The sequence below is a fragment of the Ruegeria profundi genome (assembly GCF_001507545.1).
In the GTDB taxonomy this organism is placed as follows: domain Bacteria; phylum Pseudomonadota; class Alphaproteobacteria; order Rhodobacterales; family Rhodobacteraceae; genus Ruegeria; species Ruegeria profundi.
In genome coordinates this window covers 38,172-60,352 of sequence record NZ_LQBP01000004.1, presented here as the reverse complement: position 1 = coordinate 60,352, position 22,181 = coordinate 38,172, and the positions used below count along the sequence as shown (strand labels likewise).

Below are 22,181 nucleotides of genomic sequence, written 5' to 3'. Positions count from 1 at the left end.
CCGAGGAGCGCCCGAATGGCTCGGGCGTGGGTTCAGTGATGCGTGGTTCACAGCAACAGTCCAGCTCTTTCTTGGGCTATCCGAAGAGGGCTGTGTTATGCCGGGCGTTGCTGCTGTACCCCCGATTATTCGTCAACAATCTTAATTGGTTACTTTTAGTTTGGGGGGTTGCGTCTCGTATTGATGGCACCTACATTCGACCTAATCGCCCGGACTATCAGGGCGGGAAACTGCTCCCGCAGGCAGCACTCATTGGAAACACAGGTTTCCGCAGAGAGCATTCAAAGGAGCAACGTCTCGGATCGATTGGTCCGGGGAGTTGCGATTTGTGCTCTCTCCGATTTTCCAACGCGATCCCTCCATCTCGACGTCCGCGCGGCGTCACGCAAAAGGAGGCGCTTATGCCTGCCAACAAAACACAAAGTGACGCTCTAGCGTCCAACCCGCCGATCTGGATGGCGGATAAAGTCATCCAATCCCTGATCAGCCAGATCAAGCCCTACGCCAACAACAACCGCATGCACGCGGCCAAAAATATTGACAAACTGAAGGCGTCGGTGGCGCAGTTTGGCTTTGTCACCCCGATCCTTTTGGATGGTTCGGGAACAATCATTGCGGGTCATGGCCGCTATGAAGCCGCTAAGGCCCTGGGGTTGATGTCCGTGCCGACTGTTGTCGCGGATCACTTGTCAGACGCAGAAGTGCGCGCCTTGCGCATCGCGGATAACAAGCTGGCAGAACTGTCGGACTGGAACGAAGCCGCGCTGCAGATCGAATTTGCCGAGCTGATGGATCTCAGCCTCGATGGCGAACTGGACTTCAGCCTCGACATCACCGGGTTCGAGACACCGGAGATCGACATTATCATTGACGGCGCGGGCGAGGCGGCGGAGACCGAAGCAGAAACTGTTGAGATGCCGGACCCCACGACACCTGTCGTCACGGAGCCGGGCGACCTCTGGGTTCTCGGAGATCATCGCATTTTCTGCGGGGACGCCCTTCAAGCCCAGAGCTACGACACCTTGCTGGAAGGCGAGACCCCGCAGATAGTCTTCACCGATCCGCCTTACAACGTGCCGGTCAATGGGCATGTGCGGTCCGGCAATAGCGCCGAACACCGCGAGTTTGCCATGGCGTCAGGAGAAATGTCGGACAGCGAATTCCGTGGCTTTCTCACAAGCGTGATTAATCGTTTGTTTGACTGCCTGCCGGACGGAGGCATCGCGATGATCTGCATGGATTGGCGTCATATCGAAGAACTGATTACGGCGGGCAAAGCAGCTGGATTGGACCTCATCAATCTCTGCGTCTGGAACAAGACCAATGGTGGCATGGGCAGCCTCTATCGCTCCAAGCATGAACTGGTCTGTGTCTTCAAGAAGCCAGGTGCTGCGCATATCAACAATGTCGAGCTGGGCAAACACGGGCGCAACCGGACCAACGTCTGGGACTATGCCGGTGTGAACAGCTTTGGGGCAGGGCGTGAGGCGGATCTTGCGGATCACCCGACGGTAAAGCCAACGGGCCTGGTGGCAGAAGCCATTATGGATGTGAGCCACCGCGGCGATGTCGTGTTGGACGCCTTTGGTGGATCTGGTGCGACGTTGCTGGCGGCCGAGAAGACCGGACGCCGTGCGCGGCTCATCGAGCTTGATCCGGCCTATGTCGATGTCGCCATCCGCCGTTGGCAGGACATGACGGGAAAGAGCGCCGTGCACGCGGTGACCGGCCAGACGTTCGATGCGCGTTCTGCGTCAACCGATGCCACTTCAGAGCTGGAGGCGGATCATGTCTGACGATACGAAAGACTACGAGGTGGGTTACGGCAAGCCGCCCAAAGCGACCCGGTTCAAGAAAGGCCGCTCTGGCAATCCGAAAGGGCGGCCGAAAGGTGCCAAAGGGGTGAATGCCAGCTTGAAACGCGAATTGGAAACCAAGATTACGGTTCGCGAAGGCAGCCACGAAATCCGGATTTCCAAGGCTGAGGCAATTGCCAAGCGGTTCACGGCAGGCGCGTTGAAGGGCGACACGAAATTGTTGATGGCGCTGCTTAAGCTGGACACAGATCTGTTCAACGCAAGTGAATTGGACGCGCAAGAAAGCGTCCGTACGGTTGAGCCGGACGCTGTCGACTACGACATCCTCCGGGATTTCTTTTCCAGCCAACTGGACGGTGACGGTGATCTGGAAAACGAGGAGGCGGAAGATGACGACTCCTGATCCCAAAATGGTCCGGCAGGTCGCTCGCGAGGTTTGCCGGGACAATTTCTTTCCCTTCGTTTGGCGTGTGTTTGGCACGCTGCACCAGGGAACTGACCGCAGCTTTGACCCGGCCTGGCATGTGCGTGCCATGTGCCATGAGTTGGACAACGTTCGCATCGGCGAGAACAAGCGTTTGATCATCAACATTCCGCCTCGGTGCCTGAAATCGGTCACCGTCGCTGTCGCCTACGTTGCGTATCTTCTCGGTCATAACCCCAGCTCTAAGATTATTGTTGCCAGCTACGGGCTGGATCTGGCGCGCAAGCATTCCGAAGATTGTCGTCGGGTCATGTCCGCGCGCTGGTATCGGGAGATCTTTCCCGAAACAGTCCTGGCCCGCAAAGGCAACACGTCCGAAGAAATCCGCACTACAAAGGGAGGCAGCCGTAAGGCTGTCTCCATCGGCAGTTCCGTCACCGGTCATGGCGCTGATTACATCATCATCGATGATCTGCTTAAAGCCGGTGATGCGGGTTCCGAAGCAGAACTGGTCAAGGCACAGGAGTTCATTGAGGGCACTCTGCTGTCGCGCTTTGACAACCCGGCCGAGGGGCGCGTGGTTATGGTCGCGCAACGGTTGCACGAGATGGATCCGCCGGGTTATCTGCTCGAACGCGGGACCTATCGGCATCTGAATCTGCCTGCCATCGCCGAAGACCATGAGGTGGTTCCTCTTGGGCGTGAAAGGGTCATGCGCCGCAAACCGGGTGATCTCCTGTGCCCGTCCCGTTTGGATCAGCAAACGCTGGATACCAAGCGTCGCGAAATGGGCGCGGCCGTGTTCAATTGCCAGTATCAGCAGAACCCGATCGCACCAGACGGATCGCCTTTGCGCTGGGAGTGGTTCGGTACCTACGAAACCGTCGAAGATCGCCGCTGGTATCAGCTTGTCGTTCAAAGCTGGGATACTGGCATGTCGGCGAACCCGCAGTCCGACTTCTCGGTATGTACGACCTGGGGGTTCCGCGAAAATGCGTGGTTTCTTCTCGACGTCTGGCGAGGGCAGGTGGACTACCCAGACCTGAAAGCCAAGGCACTGCAGCTTGTCGGGCGTTGGGATCCCGATCGTGTTCTGATCGAAGATGCTGCCTCCGGCAAACCGCTTCTGGATGAGCTGTTTCGAGATGACCGCCGACGCTTCGAACGTATTAAACCAGACAAAGACAAGGAAACCCGGTTCCAATCCGCTTGCGGTCCCGTTGAAGAGGGCAAGGTTTATCTGCCTGCAGATGCACCCTGGCTGCCGGTATTCAAACGAGAGCTTCAATCCTTTCCACGCGGACGCAACGACGATCAGGTCGACAGCTTTGCCCACTTTGTGAACTGGTCCAAGGGAGTGGGGTTCTATCGGGCGCTAGGCCATGATCATCAGATAAACATCGAACGTCGCGAGCGCCGTCGCGAGCGGATCAGACGGCGGTAGAACCTCGGAGTTGAGCTTTAAGACGCATCGAGCCCTGCTTCAAAGTTGGTCACCTCTATCTATCCCGCAAGCGGCCCCAATGACCGCTTGCATCCGCAAAACAGTCCTTTGACTAAAGCTGTCGGATGACTGCTTCGAGCCCAAGGCGGAAGTGTCGATAAGCTTGCCTTCGCGGGCGCGGCAAGCTTTTCACTAAAGCTACTGGCTGCGTCGCGGAAGAAAAGCGGACATTTAAACAAGGCGCAGCGAGCTGTTGGAGGCGCACATTAATAAGTTTGACGATTCAATTGCCAGATCATTTGAAATTATGTGGTCCTTGCGACAGGACGAAGACGGAAATTCTCGCAACATACAAACAGCGATCTTTGACACGAACCAACGTGAGTTGAAGGTCAACGCATGACACCCGTCTCGCGAGGCCTGAAGCGAGACAAATCAGTCGACTCAGGCTTTCTGCTTGGCAGCTTCTTTCATCTCGGAATTGGCTGACGTTGCCCGGAACTTTGATGGTGTCTCGCCAAAGGCCTTTGAAAACGCACGGGAAAATGTTTGCGGGGAGGCGAAACCGCATTCCACGGCGATCGCGCCAATCGGCGAGTTCGTAGTTTCCAAAAGCCGCCGCGATGTTTCGAGCCGCTGTCGGAGGAGCACGTGCCGAAAGCTTGTCCCCTGTGCCTTGAGAACGCGCTGAAGCTGTCGGGGCGCGATACCAACATCGGCGGCGACATCCGCCAGCAGCACAGTGCCGCTTGAGAGCTTGGACCTTATCCGACCTTCTACCAGTGTCACCGGTGACTTCCTGCCCGCCGTGTCGTGACCCCCATTGATGTCCTGTTGCTGTCCGCTCCAGTGCAGACGGATTGGACGCAGCAGCCAGTCGCTCGGAAAAGAAAGTGCCATGCCGCCGGCCTTGCGGCGCATCAGCGCTCGGGCGCTGAGAATGTCGGGGGGCATGGAGGAGGGCTCTGGCAGGCTGACCGTTAGTCCATCAAGCCCGTCCGATCCGAACTCGTCCCGGAAGATCGTCACGAAGGCTGCCGCATTGAGGGCATCCACCTTCGCCGTTGCTGAATTTGCCACGTCTTTACGCCGAAGGCTCAGGGTGGCCCGCGCTCCGTCGGAAAACACCTCGTATATCGCATTTGTCACAGTCTGCCGGAAGACGATCTGCAAGCGAACGAGGAACTCGGAAAGAGAATGCGACGCGTTTCTGGCATCGCGTAATGCGGGCAGCCCGCTCCGCGCGATGTATTCCCCGGCCCGTGCCGGAAAACACGGGTCACCGAGGTGATGCGTCATTTGCTCAAGCAGATTGTAGTAGGCGACCGCCGGAAGGAGTTGATCCGGGTTGAGCGCGTCGGGCAATGGCAGATCCAACGATGCGAAAACACGGTCCAAGTCACCTCCTGCCGCGACAAAACTTGGCACGAGCGCGAGAAGCACAAAACCGCGGGTATGAGGAATGCTTTTCGACATGGCTGGGCCAGAGTCTCCGCAGTGCGCCAAAATGGACGCCGTGAATGTTGCACGACACGACACGATTCTTGCTCGGCGTCGTCTAAAGTCAAGTGATCTGACACATGATGTGCCATCCTGAAAGGATTAAGGGCCAAGTCACGGCCCGCAAAAGCATGCGCTCAACACAACCAGAAAGATATTTCCATGTTCAGAAATTCCCCCAAACGGCCCGCAAGCCTTCTGAGCGATCTGCATGCGATCTCTGGCCGATAAAGGTCAAACAGAAATTGCAAATGAGGAATTCCGTATGCACAAAAGACAGTTCTTGAAATCGGCCGCCAGCTTTGGTGCCCTTGCCTTTGGCGGTTCGTCCGGGCTCGTGCCTGCGCGGGCGCGCGCTCAGGCCTCCACCCAGACCCTGATCACCAATGTCCAGGTCTTTGACGGCAAGGCGGATGACCTGACCGCTGCGACGTCAGTGCTGGTCGAGGGCGACAAGCTCAAGGCAATCGCGCCCAATCTGGATGCGCCTGCCGGTGCAAGGCGGATCGACGGCGGTGGGCGTGTTTTGATGCCGGGCCTGTCGGACATGCATGTGCACCTGCAGTGGAACCAGGATCCATTCACATTAATGCGGACAAGGCAGGACTACGTGGCCGCCCTTACCCTGGCCGAAGCCGAGGCGACGCTGATGCGGGGTTTCACCAGCGTGCGGGATACGGCTGGCGGTGTGCATGGCGTTGCGCGGGCGATTGATGAGGGTCTGTTTCCGGGTCCGCGCATTCAGGGCAGCCATGCCTCACTCACGATGACGGCCGGCCATGGAGACTTCCGGAACCGCAATGTAGGGACGCGCAAATTCGGTGGTCCGGCGGAATCGGAGTTAGAGCTCTTCGGCCTCACGCGACATGCCGACGGTGTTCCTGAGGTTCTGACCGCCGCCCGCGACAATTTTCGGCAGGGCGCCAACTTCATCAAGATGCTCGTTGGTGGGGCAGTCACCGGACTCTACGATCCGCTCGACATTGCCGAGTATACCCCAGAAGAGATCGCAGCAGTTGCTGGTGAGGCAAGGCGCTGGAATACGTACCTGTCTGTGCACACATATACGGACCTCTCGACAAAGGCCGCCCTTGAGCAGGGCGCGATGTCCATCGAGCATGGCAACCTGATGACGGAAGCGACGATGGAGCTTCTCGTGGATAAGGGAGCTTGGCTGTCGACTCAGACGGGTATCTTCCTGATCCCCCTGCCGGACGGTTTTTCCGACGCGCAAAAGGCCCGCCAGCAGCAGGCGGCGGAAGGCCTCGACAATATGATGGCATTGGCCAAGCAATACGGGGCGAAGATTGCGCTCGGTGCGGATCTGGTCGGCTCACCGGTAGAGAAAGCCAAACATGTGGAGGAGTTCACGGCACGCACGACCTGGTTCTCGAATGCGGAAATCCTGAAGCAGGCCACATCTCAGAACGGACAACTCTGGGCCTTGGCGGGGCCGCGCAATCCTTATGGCGATACGCCAATTGGGGTCATCGAACCCGGCGCCTATGCAGACCTTCTGATCATGGAGGGCAACCCGCTCGAAGACATTTCGGTCATGACCAAGCCGGAGGAAAACCTGAGCATCATCATGAAGGGCGGCGTTGTATACAAGGACACGCTGAGTTGAACGATACCTCGCTCAACATGACTGGTCGGCTCTGTGCCATGCGCGCCAACCATCATGGGTTTACCACGAAAGAAAACCTTCAATGCAGAAACGACAGTTGTTCAAATCCGCCGCGAGCTTTGGTGCCCTTGCGCTTGGCGCATCGGCCGGGCTCGTGCCCGCGCGGGCGGGCGCTGATCTTTCCAATCCGATGCAAACGAGGAGAACTGGCATGTCCCACAGTACATTCCTGATGATCAAGGTCCCCGCCGAACATGCTGATGCCTTTGTGGATTTCTATGTAGAGCGCCGCATTCTTGACGAATGCAAGGAAACTATTCCCGGGCTCATTCGGGGCGAGCTGCTCAAGTCTTCGCAGGGGGATGGCCAGATTTGCGTGCTGTGCCAATGGACTGACAAAGATGCCTACAACCAGTGGCTCGCAAGCCCTGTGCGCGCGAAACAGAGCGACGACGCCATGGTGTTTTTCGACGATGCCGGGTTCACCGCTGAGGACATGCATACGCTTGAGTTTGACAGCGCGCAGGCCGTCTAGGTCGCATAAGACTGGCATGCCAAGCCGATACCATCCGTCAGAAAGCCTCGGTTTATGCGCTGGCTGGCAGGGGCAGACCAATACATTTCACGAAGATCGAAACTAGGAAAAACAGATGAGCAAGGAAAAAGTTACCGTTTTCACCGCCCGCAAAGTCCTCACTATGGACCCGGGCCGGCCGGAAGCCGAAGCCGTCGCCGTATTGGACGGCAAGGTTCTGTCAACGGGTACCATGGACTTCATGGAACCTTGGCTGGAACGCTATGAGGTCACCGTCGATGACACCTTCAAGGACAAGGTCATTCTGCCCGGAATGATGGAGCCACATTCGCACTGCTGGATGTCAGCAGGCTTCCTTGCGCTCACCTACGTGGGGCCGCTTGCGTGGCCAACACCGAGTGGCATGAGCACGCCCAATCCCACAGGTGCTGACATGATGGCCACGCTCAAGAAATTGCATGAAGAGGAGAAAGATCCAAACAAGCCGATCATCGCCTGGGGGTACGACCGCGCCACGCAGGACGACGTCGAACCAAATCGCGATGAACTGAACAAGATCACTTCCGAGCGGCCGATCTGGATCATCTCCTGGGCGCCACATTTCTACTACCTGAACGATGCGGCGCTGAAGGCGGCCGGCGTCGCGGAAGACCTAGTCCATCCCCATGCGCTGAAGTTTCCGGATGGCCGCCTCTCGGGCGTCTTCACGGAACCAGAGGGTTTTGCCCTGTCTTGTGGGCCAGCCATGGGTGAAATTGCCAAGTTCAGCACCGTCGATGGTCTCAACTATTTTGCCGGGCTTGCCAACCACGCTGGCGTCACCACGGTGGCTGACCTTCTCTTCGGCAGCATCAACTGGGACGCAGAACTCGCCGATCATCAGAAGGCGACAGCCGATCCCGAATTTCCGATCCGTATGCGCCTTACGCCGCACGGGCCACTTTTGACGACGACCCATGGTAGTGGTGAGAAGGCGATCGAATTCCTACGCGATCTGAGAAGCAAGGTAGAAACAGACAAGCTCTTCTTTCGCGGCCTCAAGTTCCTTTCCGACGGGTCTTATCCGTTGCTGGGGGCGAAGATGGGCTTTCCGGGTTATCTCGACGGCTCGGACGGTATTCCCGGCGACACCGACCAAGCTAACTTCATGCGGCCCTACTGGGAAGCCGGCGAGCATCTGCACTGTCATGCTAACGGAGACGCGGCGTTGGAGGCGACGCTCGACAATCTGGCCCAATTGCAGGAGTGGCACCCGCGTTTCGATCACCGCTTCACGGTGGAACACTTCTCGGTCAGCACGCCGATGCAATGTCGTCGCCTGAAGGCTCTCGGAGGGGTAGCAAGCGTGAACAATTACTTCTCGCATTTTCGCGCTCTACTCCACACCACGCATGGCTACGGACCGGATCGTGCTCAATCTACAGCCCGGCTGCGCACGCTCGAAAGCGAGGGTGTGGTCTTCGGCTTGCACTCTGACTACCCGCAAGTGGTTGTACCGATGCTACCTCTGACAGCAGTGTACGCCGCCGTGAACCGGATCGCCGAAGATGGCAAAACTGTGGTGGCACCCGACGAGCGCATTGGTGTCGAACGGGCTCTGCGGGCGGTGACCATCGACGCGGCCTATGTGCTCGGTCTGGAGGATAAGGTCGGCAGTCTTGAGCAGGGTAAGTTCGCCGATTTCTGCATCCTCGAGGAGGACCCATTGGAAGTCGAACCCGAGCACATCAAGGACATCAAAATCTGGGGAACGGTTCTCGGCGGCAAGAAGTTCAAATGCAAGGAACAGAAATGACGAGGGATCGAACGTCGCCGAAAGAAGCCAAATTGGCAGATGCATCCAGCGTGGCGGCCAAGGAGACAACGGCCATGCACGCCAGGGCGTGGGAAGCACGTCAGGGAATCAACGAAGTCATCTTTGCAGCGCTCAAGATGAAGCATCGCCCTGTGAATACCCGTTCGCGGTGGCTGCCCCTGACCGTCATCGGCGGCTTCCTCGGGTCGGGCAAGACCACGTTGCTTAAGCATTTGCTCGTTTCGCCTCATGGCCGCCGTCTGGTGGTTCTGGTCAACGATTTCGGCCGTATCAACATCGATGCCGCGCTTGTGGAATCCCAGACCGATGACATGATCAGCCTTTCCAACGGCTGTGCCTGCTGCGCGGTATCGGCGGATTTGACCAACACTCTGATAGAGATCGCCGAGCGCGATGATCCGCCGGATGCTGTTGTGCTTGAGGCCAGCGGCGTCGCCGACCCATACGGCATCGTCATGGCGGCGCTGACCAATCCGGCGATCCGATTGGATGGCAGCGTTACGGTTGTCGATGCCGAAACCATGCAGGACCTCGCCGAGGATCCACTGACCAAGCGGCTGTTTCGCAATCAGAATTCTGCCGCCGATCTCGTTGTACTCAGCAAGATGGATCTGCTCGACGCGCCGGCAAAAGCGGCCGCGCGGGACTGGATGGCCGCCAACTATCCTAACAAGCCACTGATCGAGACCGTGGACGGAGATGTGCCCGTAGACGCCGTCCTGGGCATCGGCAGCCAGCGGGATCTTCAGGCCGACGCGCCCGCCAAGCCGGTCGACGCACACGGCTTCGGCAGCGTTGATATCTCCATTGATGAGCCGCTCGACAGCGACCGTCTGCACACCTTTCTTGACGCGCTGCCCGCATCGCTGCTGCGCGCCAAGGGAGTTCTCAACCTGGCAAAGGAACCCGAACGCCGAACGATATACCAGCGGGTGGGCAGACGCTGGAGCTACACATCCGGAGAACCGTGGGGCACGGAAAAGCCTCACTCGAGCCTCGTTTTCATCGGCCCGGCGGGCACATTGGATAGGGCCGCATTGACGGAGCGCGTCCGATACTGCGTTGCGACCGACCCACACCCCGATCGGTTGCACGACCGTTCTGCGGAGGTTTAAGACGCATATGCTTGAGCCGCTCAGCACCAGCATTCTCGTGATTATGTATTTCGGCGACGTGGTCTTTGCCGTCAGCGGAGCGCTGACTGCGGCTCGGTTCAAGATGGATATCCTGGGCTGCGTTCTAATTGGCGCTATCACTGGGATTGGCGGTGGCACGACCCGCGATCTATTGCTCGGGCGTACGGTCTGGTGGACCCAGAACCCGGAGGAGTTGGTCCTTGTCGTCGTCGCCGCCCTTGCCGCGTATTTTTGGGCTACATCAGACTTCGCCAACAAGAAGGCCATGGTCTGGGCAGATACTCTGGGCCTTGCAGTATTTGGCGTCGTCGGCTGCCATATCGCCCTGGACTTCGGAGCGCCATTCCTCGTCGCGGTATTCATGGGCATGGTGACGGCCACGGGGGGCGGGGTCATCCGGGACGTGATCACGAACACCCAGCCCATGATCATGTCCGGTCAGCTCTATGCCTCGGCTGCGCTTCTGGGGGCACTGCTTTATGCAACTCTGCTCCGGATCGGTTTGCCGGAAATCCCCAGTGAGATCATAGCGTGCCTGGCGGCGTTTGCATTGCGGGCCTGGGCGATCCTCTGGGATGTACGTATGGGGCCGCCGGGAGAGTTCATACGCATCGGTGGACGCAGCAAATCGAAATGAACCGGCACAGTTGGGTTGAAACGGTCGCCTCGCGCCCAACAGGCAATATCAAATTGGTGGACGAAGATCTTTGCTATAGCTCTTGCGGGTCCCTACATCCCTCGCAGTGAGTGCATTGCATGCAAAAACCAAACGCTTTGTCCGGACCAGGCGTCGGGAGGGCCTTTTGGGGTCGAAACGAGCACGCGAAACCCGGGCAGCTAAGCGGCGATTCTTGCGGTCGTGTAGCTTTTTCGATCCTGAAAGCCCACGGCAGGGTCCAGCGCGTCCGAAACTCAGAAATACAACCCTGGTGCAGCGAGCGACAAGTTTCGAATTGCGCCAATTTGGCGGAATCAAACGTCCGCATTCGAAAGACACCGACGCAGTCACGCGACAAGCTCCGAAAAAAAAGGCGGTCGCTCGGAAGATGAATTCGCTGCGTCAGCATCAGGTAGAAAAGTCCGCAGAGCAGTCATTCAGACGGAACGCAGCGAACGACCGCTCTGAGCCCAAACTACCTGATGCTGCGATTTGCAGGAACGGACGCAAAACAGATCAAAGCCGCCATTCGAAAAGAATCTGGTCTGTCCGGTGATGGATGGTGGAGATTTCCACTCGACATCAACTAGATAGGGGACGTCGTGTGCAATGTATGTTCATGTTTCGATCGCGCTGTGTCGCGCGACAGCGTGTGGTCGTCGCTTGTCTCGTCTGAGTGACTACCCATAGGCGCGAGGGATCTGGATGCCGGTAGTTTGATTGGCTCTTGCCGCTCGAATGGGATTAAAAACCTGGTTCTGAAAGGTCGCGGGACGCATGGGGCCGACATCGATCAGTAAACGCCGCTCATGTGCAAACGGAAGAGCCGCAGCCAAGTCGTTTGGCTGCGGCTCACCAATTAGCTGGAGGTTTCCTCCGTCAGGTCATCCAAAGTCCAGCTGAAGACTTCGGCGTCGGAAGACGACATCGAAAACTCAAACCCGGCGGTTGTCGCGGCGAGTTCGTCAGAGAGCCCGGAGTTGCCGCTTACGTCGATGCGGAACCAGCGCGTTTCATCTGCGCCATCGGACCCGCTGACTTGAGTTAGAGTGATTGTCGTTCCGTCCTCAAGGCTGGCCTGCAGGGCTGGTCCCGCAGCTTCGCTATCGCTCGCCATGCCCGCGCGCACATCCGCAAAGTCGAGCGTCTCGAAGAACCGGACGATCCGGTTCAACTGGTTCTCTGCGGGAACACGCCCTGTCATCAGCAGTGGATCGATGGTCAGCGTGCCGTCTTCGCCCGACATGGTAATCACACTGCCATCTTCTGTGGTGAGGGTCGCGCCAGTGAGTTCGACAGCGTCGACTTCCATCAAGCGCGTGTCGAACCAGCCTGCGCGCGAGCTTGGCGGGTCAAGCCGCGCGTGGACGAGCCACGTCGCGTCTTCATCGCCATGCCGCGCATATTGACCGCCGGTGACGCCGCCCAAGGTAAAGTCGCGTTGGCCTGCGATCACATGGGCCAGCGTGTCGCCCTCCACATCCATCAGGATGGCTTCACTCCCGGCGCCGTCCTCTGCGCCGATATCGGCCAGTTGCAGGTCGGCGTGACGCGCGGGATCACTGGTTTTGGCCTCAGCAATCGTGGCCATGGTCATTCCGCTGACCAGATCGCGCAAAGGCTCGGGGTCAATCGGGAAGCCGGAGGCCGCGTCAACGAACACGCCGTCGCGGGACTCGATGGTCATGGTGAAGTCACCCTCGCGGAACTCCACGCGCGCTACCTCGGCGCTGGCATCGCCAAGTCCGGGGAAAAGCGGCTCGCCCGCCTCAGAGAAGGCGGGGGCGTTGCCACCCCGGAAGAGCGCTGCGCCTGCGGCGATCAGCGACAGGGCCGTGGCACCGCCAAGCATCAGAAAAGACTTCTGGTTCATGAGATGTCTCCTTTGAGTGTCTGTTTATGCCGCAACACGGGTCGGGACGGACCGCTTGGGGCGGCGCAATGCGAAGAACAGCGCAATAACGGCGGCAAGGAAGGGCACGAGGCCTACATTCAGCGTCGTCACACTGGCCTGAAGCGCCTCCACATCGCTGCGCAGATCGTATTGCACCTGACGCAGTTCCGCGCGGGCGGCGAGCAGGTCGGCACGCAGGTTTTCCGCCTCAGCCACCATCTCGGCGCTGAAGAGGCCGTTCCCTGCACCCTCTTGCGGAGCGAGGTCGCGCAGGGCGGCTTCGGTCTCAGCAATGCGGTCGAGCAGGGCTTGCTCGGTGGCGCGGTACTCGGCCTCGGCGGCGCGTTCCATCGCCTCGATCCGGGTAAGCGGACGCCAATCCACGGCCCGGCCACGCAGGTCCGCCAGAGCGGCCCCGCCCGCCATTTGCTCAACCGCGTTCAGGAGGAAATCACCATTATTGGCAAAAGCTTGCGGGATCTGCGCACCGAAGATGCTGCGCTTCTGGATCCAGTTGCGGTCCATCAGCATGTCGGCATCGCCCGAGAACAGCACATTGGCAGCCTCGGTGCTGGCGATGTGCTCGGCCTCCCATTCAGAGCTTTCGGGTTTGCCATCGGGGAAGGCAGATGACACAGCACCGCTGAGGCGTGCGATCACCACGGGGGCTGCATCTACGGCCTCGCCGCTGGTCAGCAGATCACGCGGATCGCCGAAGCGGTTGGAGGCGTCTGTGGCACTCGCCAGCACAGCGGCGTCGGACACGGTGGCCAGCGGTGTCAGGGTCGGCCCATCTTCACCGGTCGCAAAGCTGCCCGCCGTGGTCATGACCATGGCCGAGAGCCGGGCAAGCGCAGGGCTGTCCTGATCGAGCGCGCTCGCATCGAGCCGCAGCCAGGCCGGGTTACCCACGTTCACATCACGCCCCTGAACGCGCCGGTTCGTCGCGAGCGCATAGGTCGGATCGGCGACAGCTTGCGTGGCATCAAAATCCACGCCCCAACCCTCAAACAGTGCGGCAAAGTCCGACGCCGCATCTGGCGCGGGCATGCCTTGCGGGCCCATTTGTGTCTCGGCATGGGGATCCACGAAGGCCATGAGTGCTCCGCTTCCCATCACCCACTGGTCGAGTGCATAGAGCGTCGGCTCGGTCAGTCCTTGCGGGTGCACGACTGCCACGACCTCGGTGCCTTCGGGGAAGCTGTTCACGTCGCCCGACAGGATTTCGACGTCATAAAGCTCGCGCAGCATCGTGAGGCTCTGTTGCTCAGCGCCGCCCATCATCGGGTTGCCGGAGAGGCCAATCCCATCGAGCAGAGCAACCTTGGGCTTCTCGGGCTGGCCCAACTAGGCCACAAGCCGGGTCAGATCGTATTCTAACCACGCCTCGCGATCCGGCGAGAAGATCGGGATCGTGGAGCGCCCATCGGTGGAATTCGTGGCAGCAAGCCCAAAGAACATTGGCTCAGCCGCGCCCGCCAGGGAGATGCGGTTGATGCCAAAGCCCACGGCGCGGTCTTCTGCGTCCGAGAACGGCTCGGGGTCGATCACTTCCAGCGTGATCTGCCCATCGGCCTGATCGGCGTAGGATTGCAGCATGCCCCGCACGCGGTCCGCATAGCTCGCTAGCTGCGGTGCGGCCTCCGTCAGCCCGTCAGACAGGTAGAGCCGCAAGTGCAGGGGCTCGGAGAGATCGGAGAGCAAAGTCTCGGTCCCCTCAGATAGCGTCCAGACTTGGGTTTCTGTGACATCCGCGCGCCATCCATCGAGGGCGCGGCCGGCGAAGATATTGACCGAGATGAACAGCACGGCGCAGAGCGCGATGGAGGTCCCGATCATCTGGCGGCGCGAGAGGCCGCCGATCCAATGTGTGAATTTTGCAAAACGGTCCATTGTCATTGAGCCTTCTTCAGGTCCACGAGGAACGTGTTGATCATGAGAGCAAGGACGATGAGCGAGCCGAAGAAGATCAGCGTCGGCGCCTCAATTAGTCCTTGGGTGATACGCTGGAAGTGTTCGAGCACCGACAGGGCCGCTACGGCTTCCGTCATCCAGTATGGTGCCCAGCCGCGGATCGCGCCCAGCACAAGCTCCAGCCCGGCGGTGACCAGGAGGAAGGTCACGATTGCGGCCGAGATGAAGGCGATCACCTGGTTCTTCGTCAGCGTTGAGATGCAGGCGGCAATGGCCAGAAAGGCCCCAGCCATCAGGAACGTGCCCAGATAGCCAGCTGCGATGACGCCGTTGTCGGGGCTGCCCAGCCAATTGACCGTGATCCAAAGTGGCGTGGTCAGCGCCAGTGCGACGCCGGTGAAGGCCCAGCCTGCCAGGAACTTGCCCAGCACAATGGTCCAAGGCGCGACCGGCATCGTCATTAGCAGTTCGATGGTGCCAGAGCGGCGTTCTTCCGCCCAAAGGCGCATGCCAATGGCGGGCAGCAGCACGAGAAAGAGCCACGGCATCCATGTGAAAAAGGCCGCCATATCGGCGCTGCCCCGGGCGAAGAAGCCAGAGACAAAGAAGGTCATGGCTCCGGCAAGGGCGAGGAACACAACGAGGAAAATCGCGGCAAGCGGCGTCGCAAAATAGGCGCGGAACTCACGGCCAAAGACGACGCTCACCGAGGAAAGCGAAGCAGTCATGGTTTCGGTCCTCTCTTAATGAATTCGGGTGGTCACATCGCGGAAGACGTCTTCGAGGCGCGGGCGATAGATACCGACCTCTTCGACAGGCAGGTCCGCCGATTTGAGACGGGTCTCGATGGCACGCGTGTCTTCTGGCTTGTCATTGTAGCGCAGCAAAACGCGGGTCGAGCCGTTCATCCGCTCCATCACCTCAAGCTCGGCCCCATCTGCGAGCGGCTTGATCTTTTCGATGACCGACGCCTCCTCGGGTGAGCCAATACGGATCTGGATGGCGCGCCCGTCGTCTTTGGAGCCGACCAGATCGCGCGGCGTGGCGTCGGCAACGACGCGGCCAGCGGCGATGATCACCGCGCGGGAACACACGGCCTCGACCTCTTCAAGAATATGGGTCGAGACGATGATAGATTTGTTTGGCGCGATCTCTCGGATGAGGTTGCGCATTTCATGCTTTTGGTTCGGGTCGAGGCCGTCGGTCGGCTCGTCAAGGATCAGCACGTCCGGATCGTGGATCAGCGCCTGCGCGATGCCGACGCGGCGACGATAGCCTTTGGAGAGGGCTTCGATGGGGCGCGACCAAACCTCTGTCAGGCGCACACGGTCGGCCATCTCGGCAAGGCGGTTGTTCAATTCGGCTTTGCGCAGGCCGCGCATCTTGCCCACGAAGCTCAGAAAATCGGCAACAGGCATGTCGCCATAGGCGGGCGCGCCTTCCGGCAGGTAGCCCAGTTTGGCTTTTGCTGAGGTGGGGTCGCGCCAGACATCATGGCCGCCGACCTCAGCCGTGCCAGTGTCGGGTTCCAAAAACCCGGTGATCATTTTCATCGTGGTGGATTTACCCGCCCCGTTCGGACCGAGAAAACCGACAACCTCACCCCGTGCAACAGACAGGGAGACATCGTCGACCGCGGTCATATCCCCGAAGCGCTTTTTCAGCCCGCGGGCTTCGACAAGCGTTGTCATTGGTCTTTGCCTCCAGTTCGGGCTAGCGCGCCCGGAACCGGCCACGCCAGCGGTTGAGATTTGACCGAAACTTAGAGGTGCTCCCTGAAACACGGGGCCGCCTCATTCGGACGGTCACGTGGGGTGGCGCGAGCAGTGCCCGCGTCACCTGATGGTTTGTATGTTTTTGCCGGGTCGCCGCTTTAATTGACTGTCTTCGACAATCAACTGCCGCGACGATCCTTTCAAACGCGTTTGAGCGATGCCCAAGCCGCGTGTTACATCATGCCGCCCATGTCAGGCATGGCCGGTGCAGCGGCACCTTCTGCGGCGGGCTTGTCCGCCACCATCGCCTCGGTGGTGATGAGCAGACCCGCAACGGAAGATGCGTCCTCCAGCGCCGTACGCACGACCTTCGCCGGGTCAATCACACCGAAGGAGAACAGATCGCCGTACTCTTCGGTCTGTGCGTTGAAGCCATAGGAGGTGTCGTCGCTTTCGCGGATCTTGCCCGCGACAACAGCGCCGTCGACGCCTGCGTTCTCTGCGATCTGACGCAGCGGCGCTTCCAGCGCGCGGCGCACGATCGCGATGCCTGCGTTCTGGTCGGGGTTTGCACCCGTCAGATCAGCCAGGGCCTTGGCCCCTTGCACAAGCGCCACGCCACCGCCGACAACGATGCCTTCTTGCACGGCCGCGCGCGTCGCGTTGAGAGCGTCGTCAACGCGGTCCTTGCGCTCCTTCACCTCGACTTCAGTCATACCGCCAACACGGATCACGGCCACCCCACCTGCGAGTTTGGCCACACGCTCCTGCAGCTTCTCGCGATCGTAGTCGGACGTGGTCTCTTCGATCTGCGTGCGGATTTGGGCAACACGCGCGTCGATTTCCGCCTTGTCACCAGCGCCGTCGATGACGGTGGTTTCGTCCTTGGTGATCGCGACCTTTTTGGCGGTGCCCAGCATGTCGATGGTGACATTCTCGAGCTTCATGCCAAGGTCTTCGGAGATGACCTGGCCGCCGGTCAAGATCGCGATGTCCTGAAGCATGGCTTTGCGGCGATCGCCAAAGCCCGGAGCCTTCACAGCTGCGATCTTCAGACCTCCGCGCAACTTGTTGACCACGAGGGTTGCCAGCGCTTCGCCTTCCACATCTTCGGCAATCACAAGAAGTGGCTTGCCCGATTGGATGATGGACTCAAGCAGTGGCACAAGAGGCTGGAGTGACGAGAGCTTTTTCTCGTGGATCAAGATGAACGGATCCTCGAGCTCGCTTGTCATCTTGTCGGGATTGGTGACGAAGTAGGGGCTGAGATAGCCGCGGTCGAACTGCATACCTTCGACAACTTCGGTTTCCGTCTCCAGGCCCTTGTTTTCTTCGACGGTGATGACGCCGTCATTGCCAACCTTCTGCATGGCATCCGCAATCTGACGCCCAATCTCTGCCTCGCCATTGGCGGAAATGGTGCCGACCTGCGCGACCTCGTCGCTGTCCTTCACATCACGGGAAGCTGCTTTGATCGCTTCGACGACCTTAGATGTGGCCAGATCAATCCCGCGCTTGAGGTCCATAGGGTTCATGCCGGCAGATACGGCTTTCATGCCCTCGGTGACGATGGCTTGGGCCAGGACTGTGGCGGTCGTGGTGCCGTCACCAGCTTCATCATTGGTGCGGCTGGCCACTTCCTTGACCATCTGCGCACCCATGTTTTCGAACTTGTCCTCCAGCTCGATTTCCTTGGCGACAGATACACCGTCCTTGGTGATGCGGGGTGCGCCAAAGCTCTTGTCGATCACCACGTTCCGGCCTTTGGGGCCAAGCGTCACCTTGACCGCATCGGCCAGGGTGTTCACGCCCTTGATCATCTTGCCGCGGGCGTCGATATCAAATTTCACGTCTTTCGCAGACACCTCATTTGCTCCTTTCTCTGTCTAAGTTTGGAATTAGGCGGCTTTGGCCAATTCAGCGTCCTCGATAATCCCGAGGATGTCGCTCTCTTTCATGATGAGCAGGTCCTCACCATCGAGGGTGATTTCGGTCCCGGACCATTTTCCGAAAAGAATACGATCGCCTGCCTTGACCGCCATAGCGATGTGATTGCCGGCGTCGTCCCGCGCGCCGGGGCCAACAGAAATCACTTCACCTTCGCTGGGCTTTTCTTTTGCGGTGTCGGGAATGATCAGCCCACCCGCGGTCTTCTCGTCGCTCTCGATGCGACGCACAACAACACGATCATGCAGGGGTGTAAAAGCCATGTGAAACGCTCCTCCGTTCAAGTGTCACTGCTGTTGGCACTCGCGTCGACGGAGTGCCAACGCGAGTTAGATCGGCGCGCCTGTTTTGGATTTCAATAGGCTGCGTGAAATTTTGTTTGTCGTGAAAACAATGGGTTACGACGCCGCATGTTGGGGAACACGCAAGAAGCTCCGAGAGCTTAGTTGAAGACTGGACATAGCTCTGGGCTCAAAAGTAGCGCGCAAAAACTCTTGCCGAACGGCCTTTGTTTTTGAAAACTGGTCCCATCGAAACGGGTTTGGAGATCACATGAGACCATCTGAAACGGAACTGATGTTGGCGGGATACGGGCTGACGACCGCTGAGTTTTTCTATCGGATGCCGGACTTTCAAAGCGTGCTGAATACGTTCACTTGGCAGGACTACGATATCGCGCCCGACCATCCGCGCTTGTTCGAATTCATCGAGTATTGGCAGGCGGAAATCGACGGTCCTCTGCATTCCGTGAAGTTCGTGCACCGCAAACAGATTTCACCGGGTGAATGGCAAAACGTGAAAGGTGAGTTCAAACTCCACTAAGGTCGTGTCAGCTATTACGGCGCGGCAAGGCGTAGGGTGACCTCTCGGGTTTCCCCGTCTTGCCAGACCAACAAGGTGACCTCGTCTCCCGCTTCATAATCATCGAGCGCTGCGCTCAGGTCATCCCCGGATACTATCCGACGTGTGTTTACCTGCTGAATGACATCGCCAGGTAGAAGACCGCCATTGCGACCACGTTGCGCCGCCCTCAGGCCGACCTCTTCGGCGGGGCCACCAGGCTCGACGGACAAGATAACGACGCCCTCAATCCCATTCTCACGCGCCAACTGATTGATCCGCGGATCAAAGCGTATGCCAAGGACCGGTGGGCGGTACACGCCGTTTGCAATTAACTGAGGCACCACGCGCTCGACGAGGTCGACCGGAACCGCAAACCCGATGCCGGAACTGGCACCTGACGGGCTGAAGATTGCCGTGTTCACACCGATCAACCGGCCGGAACTGTCCAGTAGCGGACCGCCAGAGTTTCCGGGATTGATCGCAGCGTCGGTTTGGATCAGCCCCTCAATCACGCCGTTCCCAATGGGAATTTCGCGCTCGAGCGCAGAAACGATGCCGGTTGTCAGCGTCCAATCCAATCCGAACGGATTGCCGATCGCCAACACGCTTTGCCCGACCCGCAGATCGCCGCTGTTGCCGTTCTCCAAGGGCTCCGCCGCAGTGCCATCCAGATCCACCTGGAGCACAGCAAGATCGTATTGCGGTGCCGCGCCCACCAGACGTGCAGGCAAGACCCGTCCGTCAGCCATATGAATGTCCGCGCGGACAGCGCGCTGGATCACATGCGCATTCGTGACAATATGGCCCTCATCTCCCCAGAAGAACCCGGACCCCGAGCCGCTTGGCACGATTTCCGCCCGTCGTAGCCAGGGATCAACGCGCCGTTGTCCGGTCGTGATGGACACGACTGAGGATCGCGAGGTTTCAAAAAGGGAGATCAGGCGCTCTTCAGGCGCTGTCAGCTCCTGCGCCAGCGCTGGAAACGCCAAAGACAGAACCAGCGCTATTTTCAACACCAATCGCAGCATCGACCGACACCCCGTTACACCTCAAAAGCGCGGGACATGACGCTGCCGAGCCTGCGGGCAAAGGCAGCTGCGTCGGTGGGTGTTTCTCCTTCGACAATGCGCGCTTGATCGAGCAGCAAATGGGCCGCGTCCTTCAACAGATCGTCGGCGTCGCCGTCGGCGCGCTCCGCCAGTTTTGTGATGATCGCGTGGCTTGGGTTCAATTCCAGCACACGCGGCATGCCTGTTTGCAGCTGGCCATGCCGCTTAAGCAAACGCTCAAGGTTGACGTCCATGTCACCCTCATCGGCGATCAAGCAGACCGGGCTGTCCGTCAGGCGTTTGGAGGGCCGCACGTCTTTGACCAACTCGCCTAGCTCCGCTTTGATTGCAGCAATCAGCTTGGACAGATCTGCTTCCTCGGGTTTGTCTTCGTCGGGCTTTTCCTCAGCCTCAATCGCATCCAGATCCGCAGCACCTCTGGTGATGGATTTGAGCGGCTTGCCCTCAAATTCCGTGATGTGCTGGAGCCAGAATTCGTCCACGTGATCCGACAGCAGGAGCACTTCGACGCCCTTGGCCTTGAAGCCTTCCAGATGCGGCGATTGCGCCAGTTTAGCCGCGTCGTCGCCCGCAATGTAGAAGATCGCCTCCTGGCCTTCTTTCATGCGCTCCACATAGGCCGCGAGGCTTGTCAGCCCGTCCTCTCCGGTGGAGGCGAACCGACAGACCTCAAGGATCCGTTCACGCAAAGATGGATCTTCGACGAGCCCCTCTTTCAGCACCGCGCCGAAATTCCCCCAGAATTTCGCATAGTCCTCCGGCGCTTTGGCGGCCTTTTTCTTGAGCTCGCTCAGCACCTTCTTGGTAACCTGCGTTTTGATCTTGGCAAGCTTTGGGTCGGTTTGAAGCATCTCGCGCGAAACGTTCAGCGACAGATCCTGACTGTCGACCACCCCGCGCAGGAACCGCAGATAGGCCGGGATCAGATCTTTGGTTGTCTCGGAGATGAAGACCCGGTTCACGTAGAGCTTCACATGGCTCTTCCGCTCAGCATCAAAGAGATCAAAGGGCTGAACCGAGGGCACGAACAAGAGGCTCGTGTGGTTCAGTGCGCCTTCGACCTTGTTGTGCATGACGTGCCACGGCGTGTCGAAGGCATGCGACGTATGCTTGTAGAACTCGCCGTACTGCTCTTCGGAAATCTCCTTCGCCGGTCGGGTCCAGAGGGCCTCGGCCGGGTTCAACGTGTCATCGCCCAGCTTCACGGGGAAGCTGATGTGCTCGGAATAGGTCTTGATGATGTGACGGATCCGCGCCTCTTCCGCGAACTCCTTGGCGTCTTTCTTGAGATGCAGCGTCACGGTTGTGCCGGCCGTGTCGCGCGTGGCCGGTTCAATCGTGAACCCGCCTTTGCCGTCCGAGGACCAGAGCCAGGCGTCGTCTTCTCCGGCTTTGCGAGTCAACACGTCGACCTGAGACGCGACCATGAAGGCCGAGTAGAACCCAACGCCGAATTGGCCGATCAAGCCGGGGGTGTCTTTTCCCTCGGCCTTCAGCGCCTCGATAAACGCGCCAGTCCCGGATTTTGCGATGGTGCCAAGGGTGTCGAGCAAATCGGCATGGTTCATCCCGATGCCATTGTCCGAGATCGACAGTGTCTTTTTGTCAACGCCAAGGGTGATCGCGAACCCATCTGGAGGTGCGAGGCTCGCGTCGGTCAAAGCAGCATAGCGGAGCTTGTCGCAAGCGTCTGACGCGTTCGAGACCAGCTCCCGCAGAAACACTTCGCGGTTCGAGTAGAGCGAGCTCGCGACAATCTCCAGTAGCTGGCCGACTTCCGTCTGGAAGGAAAAGCTTTCTTTCTCAAGAACTTCAGTCATCTTTGCACCTCCAAGTTATTC

General features: G+C 59.1%; 19 protein-coding genes. 9 read left to right on the top strand and 10 right to left on the bottom strand.

The window, feature by feature from the left end:
* The first annotated feature begins 107 nt into the window (after positions 1-107).
* From AVO44_RS08585 to terL, 3 genes are read left to right on the top strand one after another with little or no spacing between them, the layout of a single operon-like run.
* Entirely contained in the window at positions 108-1,796 is a 1,689-nt protein-coding gene (locus AVO44_RS08585; protein WP_233421957.1) for a site-specific DNA-methyltransferase, read from the top strand.
* Positions 1,789-2,220: a DUF5681 domain-containing protein gene (locus AVO44_RS08580; protein ID WP_068335459.1), complete on the top strand. Its 432-nt coding sequence runs from the start codon at positions 1,789-1,791 to the stop codon at positions 2,218-2,220. The genes AVO44_RS08585 and AVO44_RS08580 overlap by 8 nt, the downstream gene beginning before the upstream one ends.
* On the top strand, positions 2,207-3,685 hold the full coding sequence (gene terL, locus AVO44_RS08575; RefSeq protein ID WP_068335458.1) for a phage terminase large subunit: 1,479 nt from the start codon (positions 2,207-2,209) through the stop codon (positions 3,683-3,685). The genes AVO44_RS08580 and terL overlap by 14 nt, the downstream gene beginning before the upstream one ends.
* A 444-nt stretch (positions 3,686-4,129) precedes the next feature.
* Here terL and AVO44_RS08570 read toward each other — a convergent pair whose 3' ends face one another.
* Positions 4,130-5,083, bottom strand: a complete 954-nt coding sequence (locus tag AVO44_RS08570) for an AraC family transcriptional regulator (protein WP_169794846.1) — start codon at positions 5,081-5,083, stop codon at positions 4,130-4,132.
* A 367-nt stretch (positions 5,084-5,450) separates the two neighbouring features.
* Here AVO44_RS08570 and AVO44_RS08565 point away from each other — a divergent pair, with 367 nt between their 5' ends.
* From AVO44_RS08565 to AVO44_RS08545, 5 genes are all read left to right on the top strand, one after another.
* Positions 5,451-6,812: a metal-dependent hydrolase family protein gene (locus tag AVO44_RS08565; protein ID WP_068336324.1), complete on the top strand. Its 1,362-nt coding sequence runs from the start codon at positions 5,451-5,453 to the stop codon at positions 6,810-6,812.
* 211 nt (positions 6,813-7,023) lie between these two features.
* Positions 7,024-7,347, top strand: coding sequence for an antibiotic biosynthesis monooxygenase family protein (locus AVO44_RS08560; protein ID WP_068335455.1), 324 nt, complete (start codon positions 7,024-7,026; stop codon positions 7,345-7,347).
* A 115-nt stretch (positions 7,348-7,462) separates the two neighbouring features.
* A complete protein-coding gene (locus AVO44_RS08555) occupies positions 7,463-9,142 on the top strand; it encodes an amidohydrolase (RefSeq protein WP_068335452.1) in 1,680 nt (559 codons plus the stop codon).
* The gene (locus AVO44_RS08550) at positions 9,124-10,278 is read left to right on the top strand and encodes a CobW family GTP-binding protein (RefSeq protein ID WP_068335449.1); all 1,155 of its coding nucleotides are present in this window, start codon (positions 9,124-9,126) and stop codon (positions 10,276-10,278) included. Before AVO44_RS08555 ends, AVO44_RS08550 begins: the two co-directional genes overlap by 19 nt.
* A gap of 7 nt (positions 10,279-10,285) precedes the next feature.
* Positions 10,286-10,936 carry a trimeric intracellular cation channel family protein gene (locus tag AVO44_RS08545; protein ID WP_068335446.1) on the top strand — a complete coding sequence of 217 codons (651 nt, stop codon included), beginning with the start codon at positions 10,286-10,288 and terminating at the stop codon, positions 10,934-10,936.
* Between the two features lie 880 nt (positions 10,937-11,816).
* Here AVO44_RS08545 and AVO44_RS08535 read toward each other — a convergent pair.
* From AVO44_RS08535 to AVO44_RS08505, 7 genes are all read right to left on the bottom strand, one after another.
* The gene (locus AVO44_RS08535) at positions 11,817-12,830 is read right to left on the bottom strand and encodes a DUF4340 domain-containing protein (RefSeq protein ID WP_068335436.1); all 1,014 of its coding nucleotides are present in this window, start codon (positions 12,828-12,830) and stop codon (positions 11,817-11,819) included.
* Positions 12,831-12,854: 24 nt separating this feature from the next.
* On the bottom strand, positions 12,855-14,198 hold the full coding sequence (locus AVO44_RS08530) for a Gldg family protein (RefSeq protein ID WP_068335434.1): 1,344 nt from the start codon (positions 14,196-14,198) through the stop codon (positions 12,855-12,857).
* The gene (locus AVO44_RS21805) at positions 14,199-14,750 is read right to left on the bottom strand and encodes a GldG family protein (RefSeq protein WP_082677446.1); all 552 of its coding nucleotides are present in this window, start codon (positions 14,748-14,750) and stop codon (positions 14,199-14,201) included.
* Positions 14,747-15,493 (bottom strand): ABC transporter permease, encoded by a 747-nt coding sequence (locus tag AVO44_RS08520; RefSeq protein ID WP_068335429.1) that lies wholly within the window; start codon positions 15,491-15,493, stop codon positions 14,747-14,749. The genes AVO44_RS21805 and AVO44_RS08520 overlap by 4 nt, the downstream gene beginning before the upstream one ends.
* 15 nt (positions 15,494-15,508) lie before the next feature.
* Positions 15,509-16,456 (bottom strand): ABC transporter ATP-binding protein, encoded by a 948-nt coding sequence (locus tag AVO44_RS08515; protein WP_068335426.1) that lies wholly within the window; start codon positions 16,454-16,456, stop codon positions 15,509-15,511.
* A gap of 257 nt (positions 16,457-16,713) precedes the next feature.
* On the bottom strand, positions 16,714-18,345 hold the full coding sequence (gene groL, locus AVO44_RS08510) for a chaperonin GroEL (RefSeq protein ID WP_068335422.1): 1,632 nt from the start codon (positions 18,343-18,345) through the stop codon (positions 16,714-16,716).
* 33 nt (positions 18,346-18,378) lie between these two features.
* A complete protein-coding gene (locus tag AVO44_RS08505) occupies positions 18,379-18,690 on the bottom strand; it encodes a co-chaperone GroES (protein ID WP_068335421.1) in 312 nt (103 codons plus the stop codon).
* Between the two features lie 289 nt (positions 18,691-18,979).
* On the opposite strand from AVO44_RS08505, the gene AVO44_RS08500 reads away from it, so the two are divergent.
* On the top strand, positions 18,980-19,249 hold the full coding sequence (locus AVO44_RS08500; RefSeq protein WP_068335419.1) for an usg protein: 270 nt from the start codon (positions 18,980-18,982) through the stop codon (positions 19,247-19,249).
* A gap of 14 nt (positions 19,250-19,263) precedes the next feature.
* Here the strand turns inward: AVO44_RS08500 and AVO44_RS08495 are convergent, their stop codons facing one another.
* Both AVO44_RS08495 and htpG read right to left on the bottom strand, forming a co-directional pair.
* Positions 19,264-20,298: a S1C family serine protease gene (locus AVO44_RS08495; protein ID WP_082677445.1), complete on the bottom strand. Its 1,035-nt coding sequence runs from the start codon at positions 20,296-20,298 to the stop codon at positions 19,264-19,266.
* 14 nt (positions 20,299-20,312) lie between these two features.
* Positions 20,313-22,160, bottom strand: a complete 1,848-nt coding sequence (gene htpG, locus AVO44_RS08490; RefSeq protein ID WP_068335414.1) for a molecular chaperone HtpG — start codon at positions 22,158-22,160, stop codon at positions 20,313-20,315.
* Between the last annotated feature and the right edge of the window lie 21 nt (positions 22,161-22,181).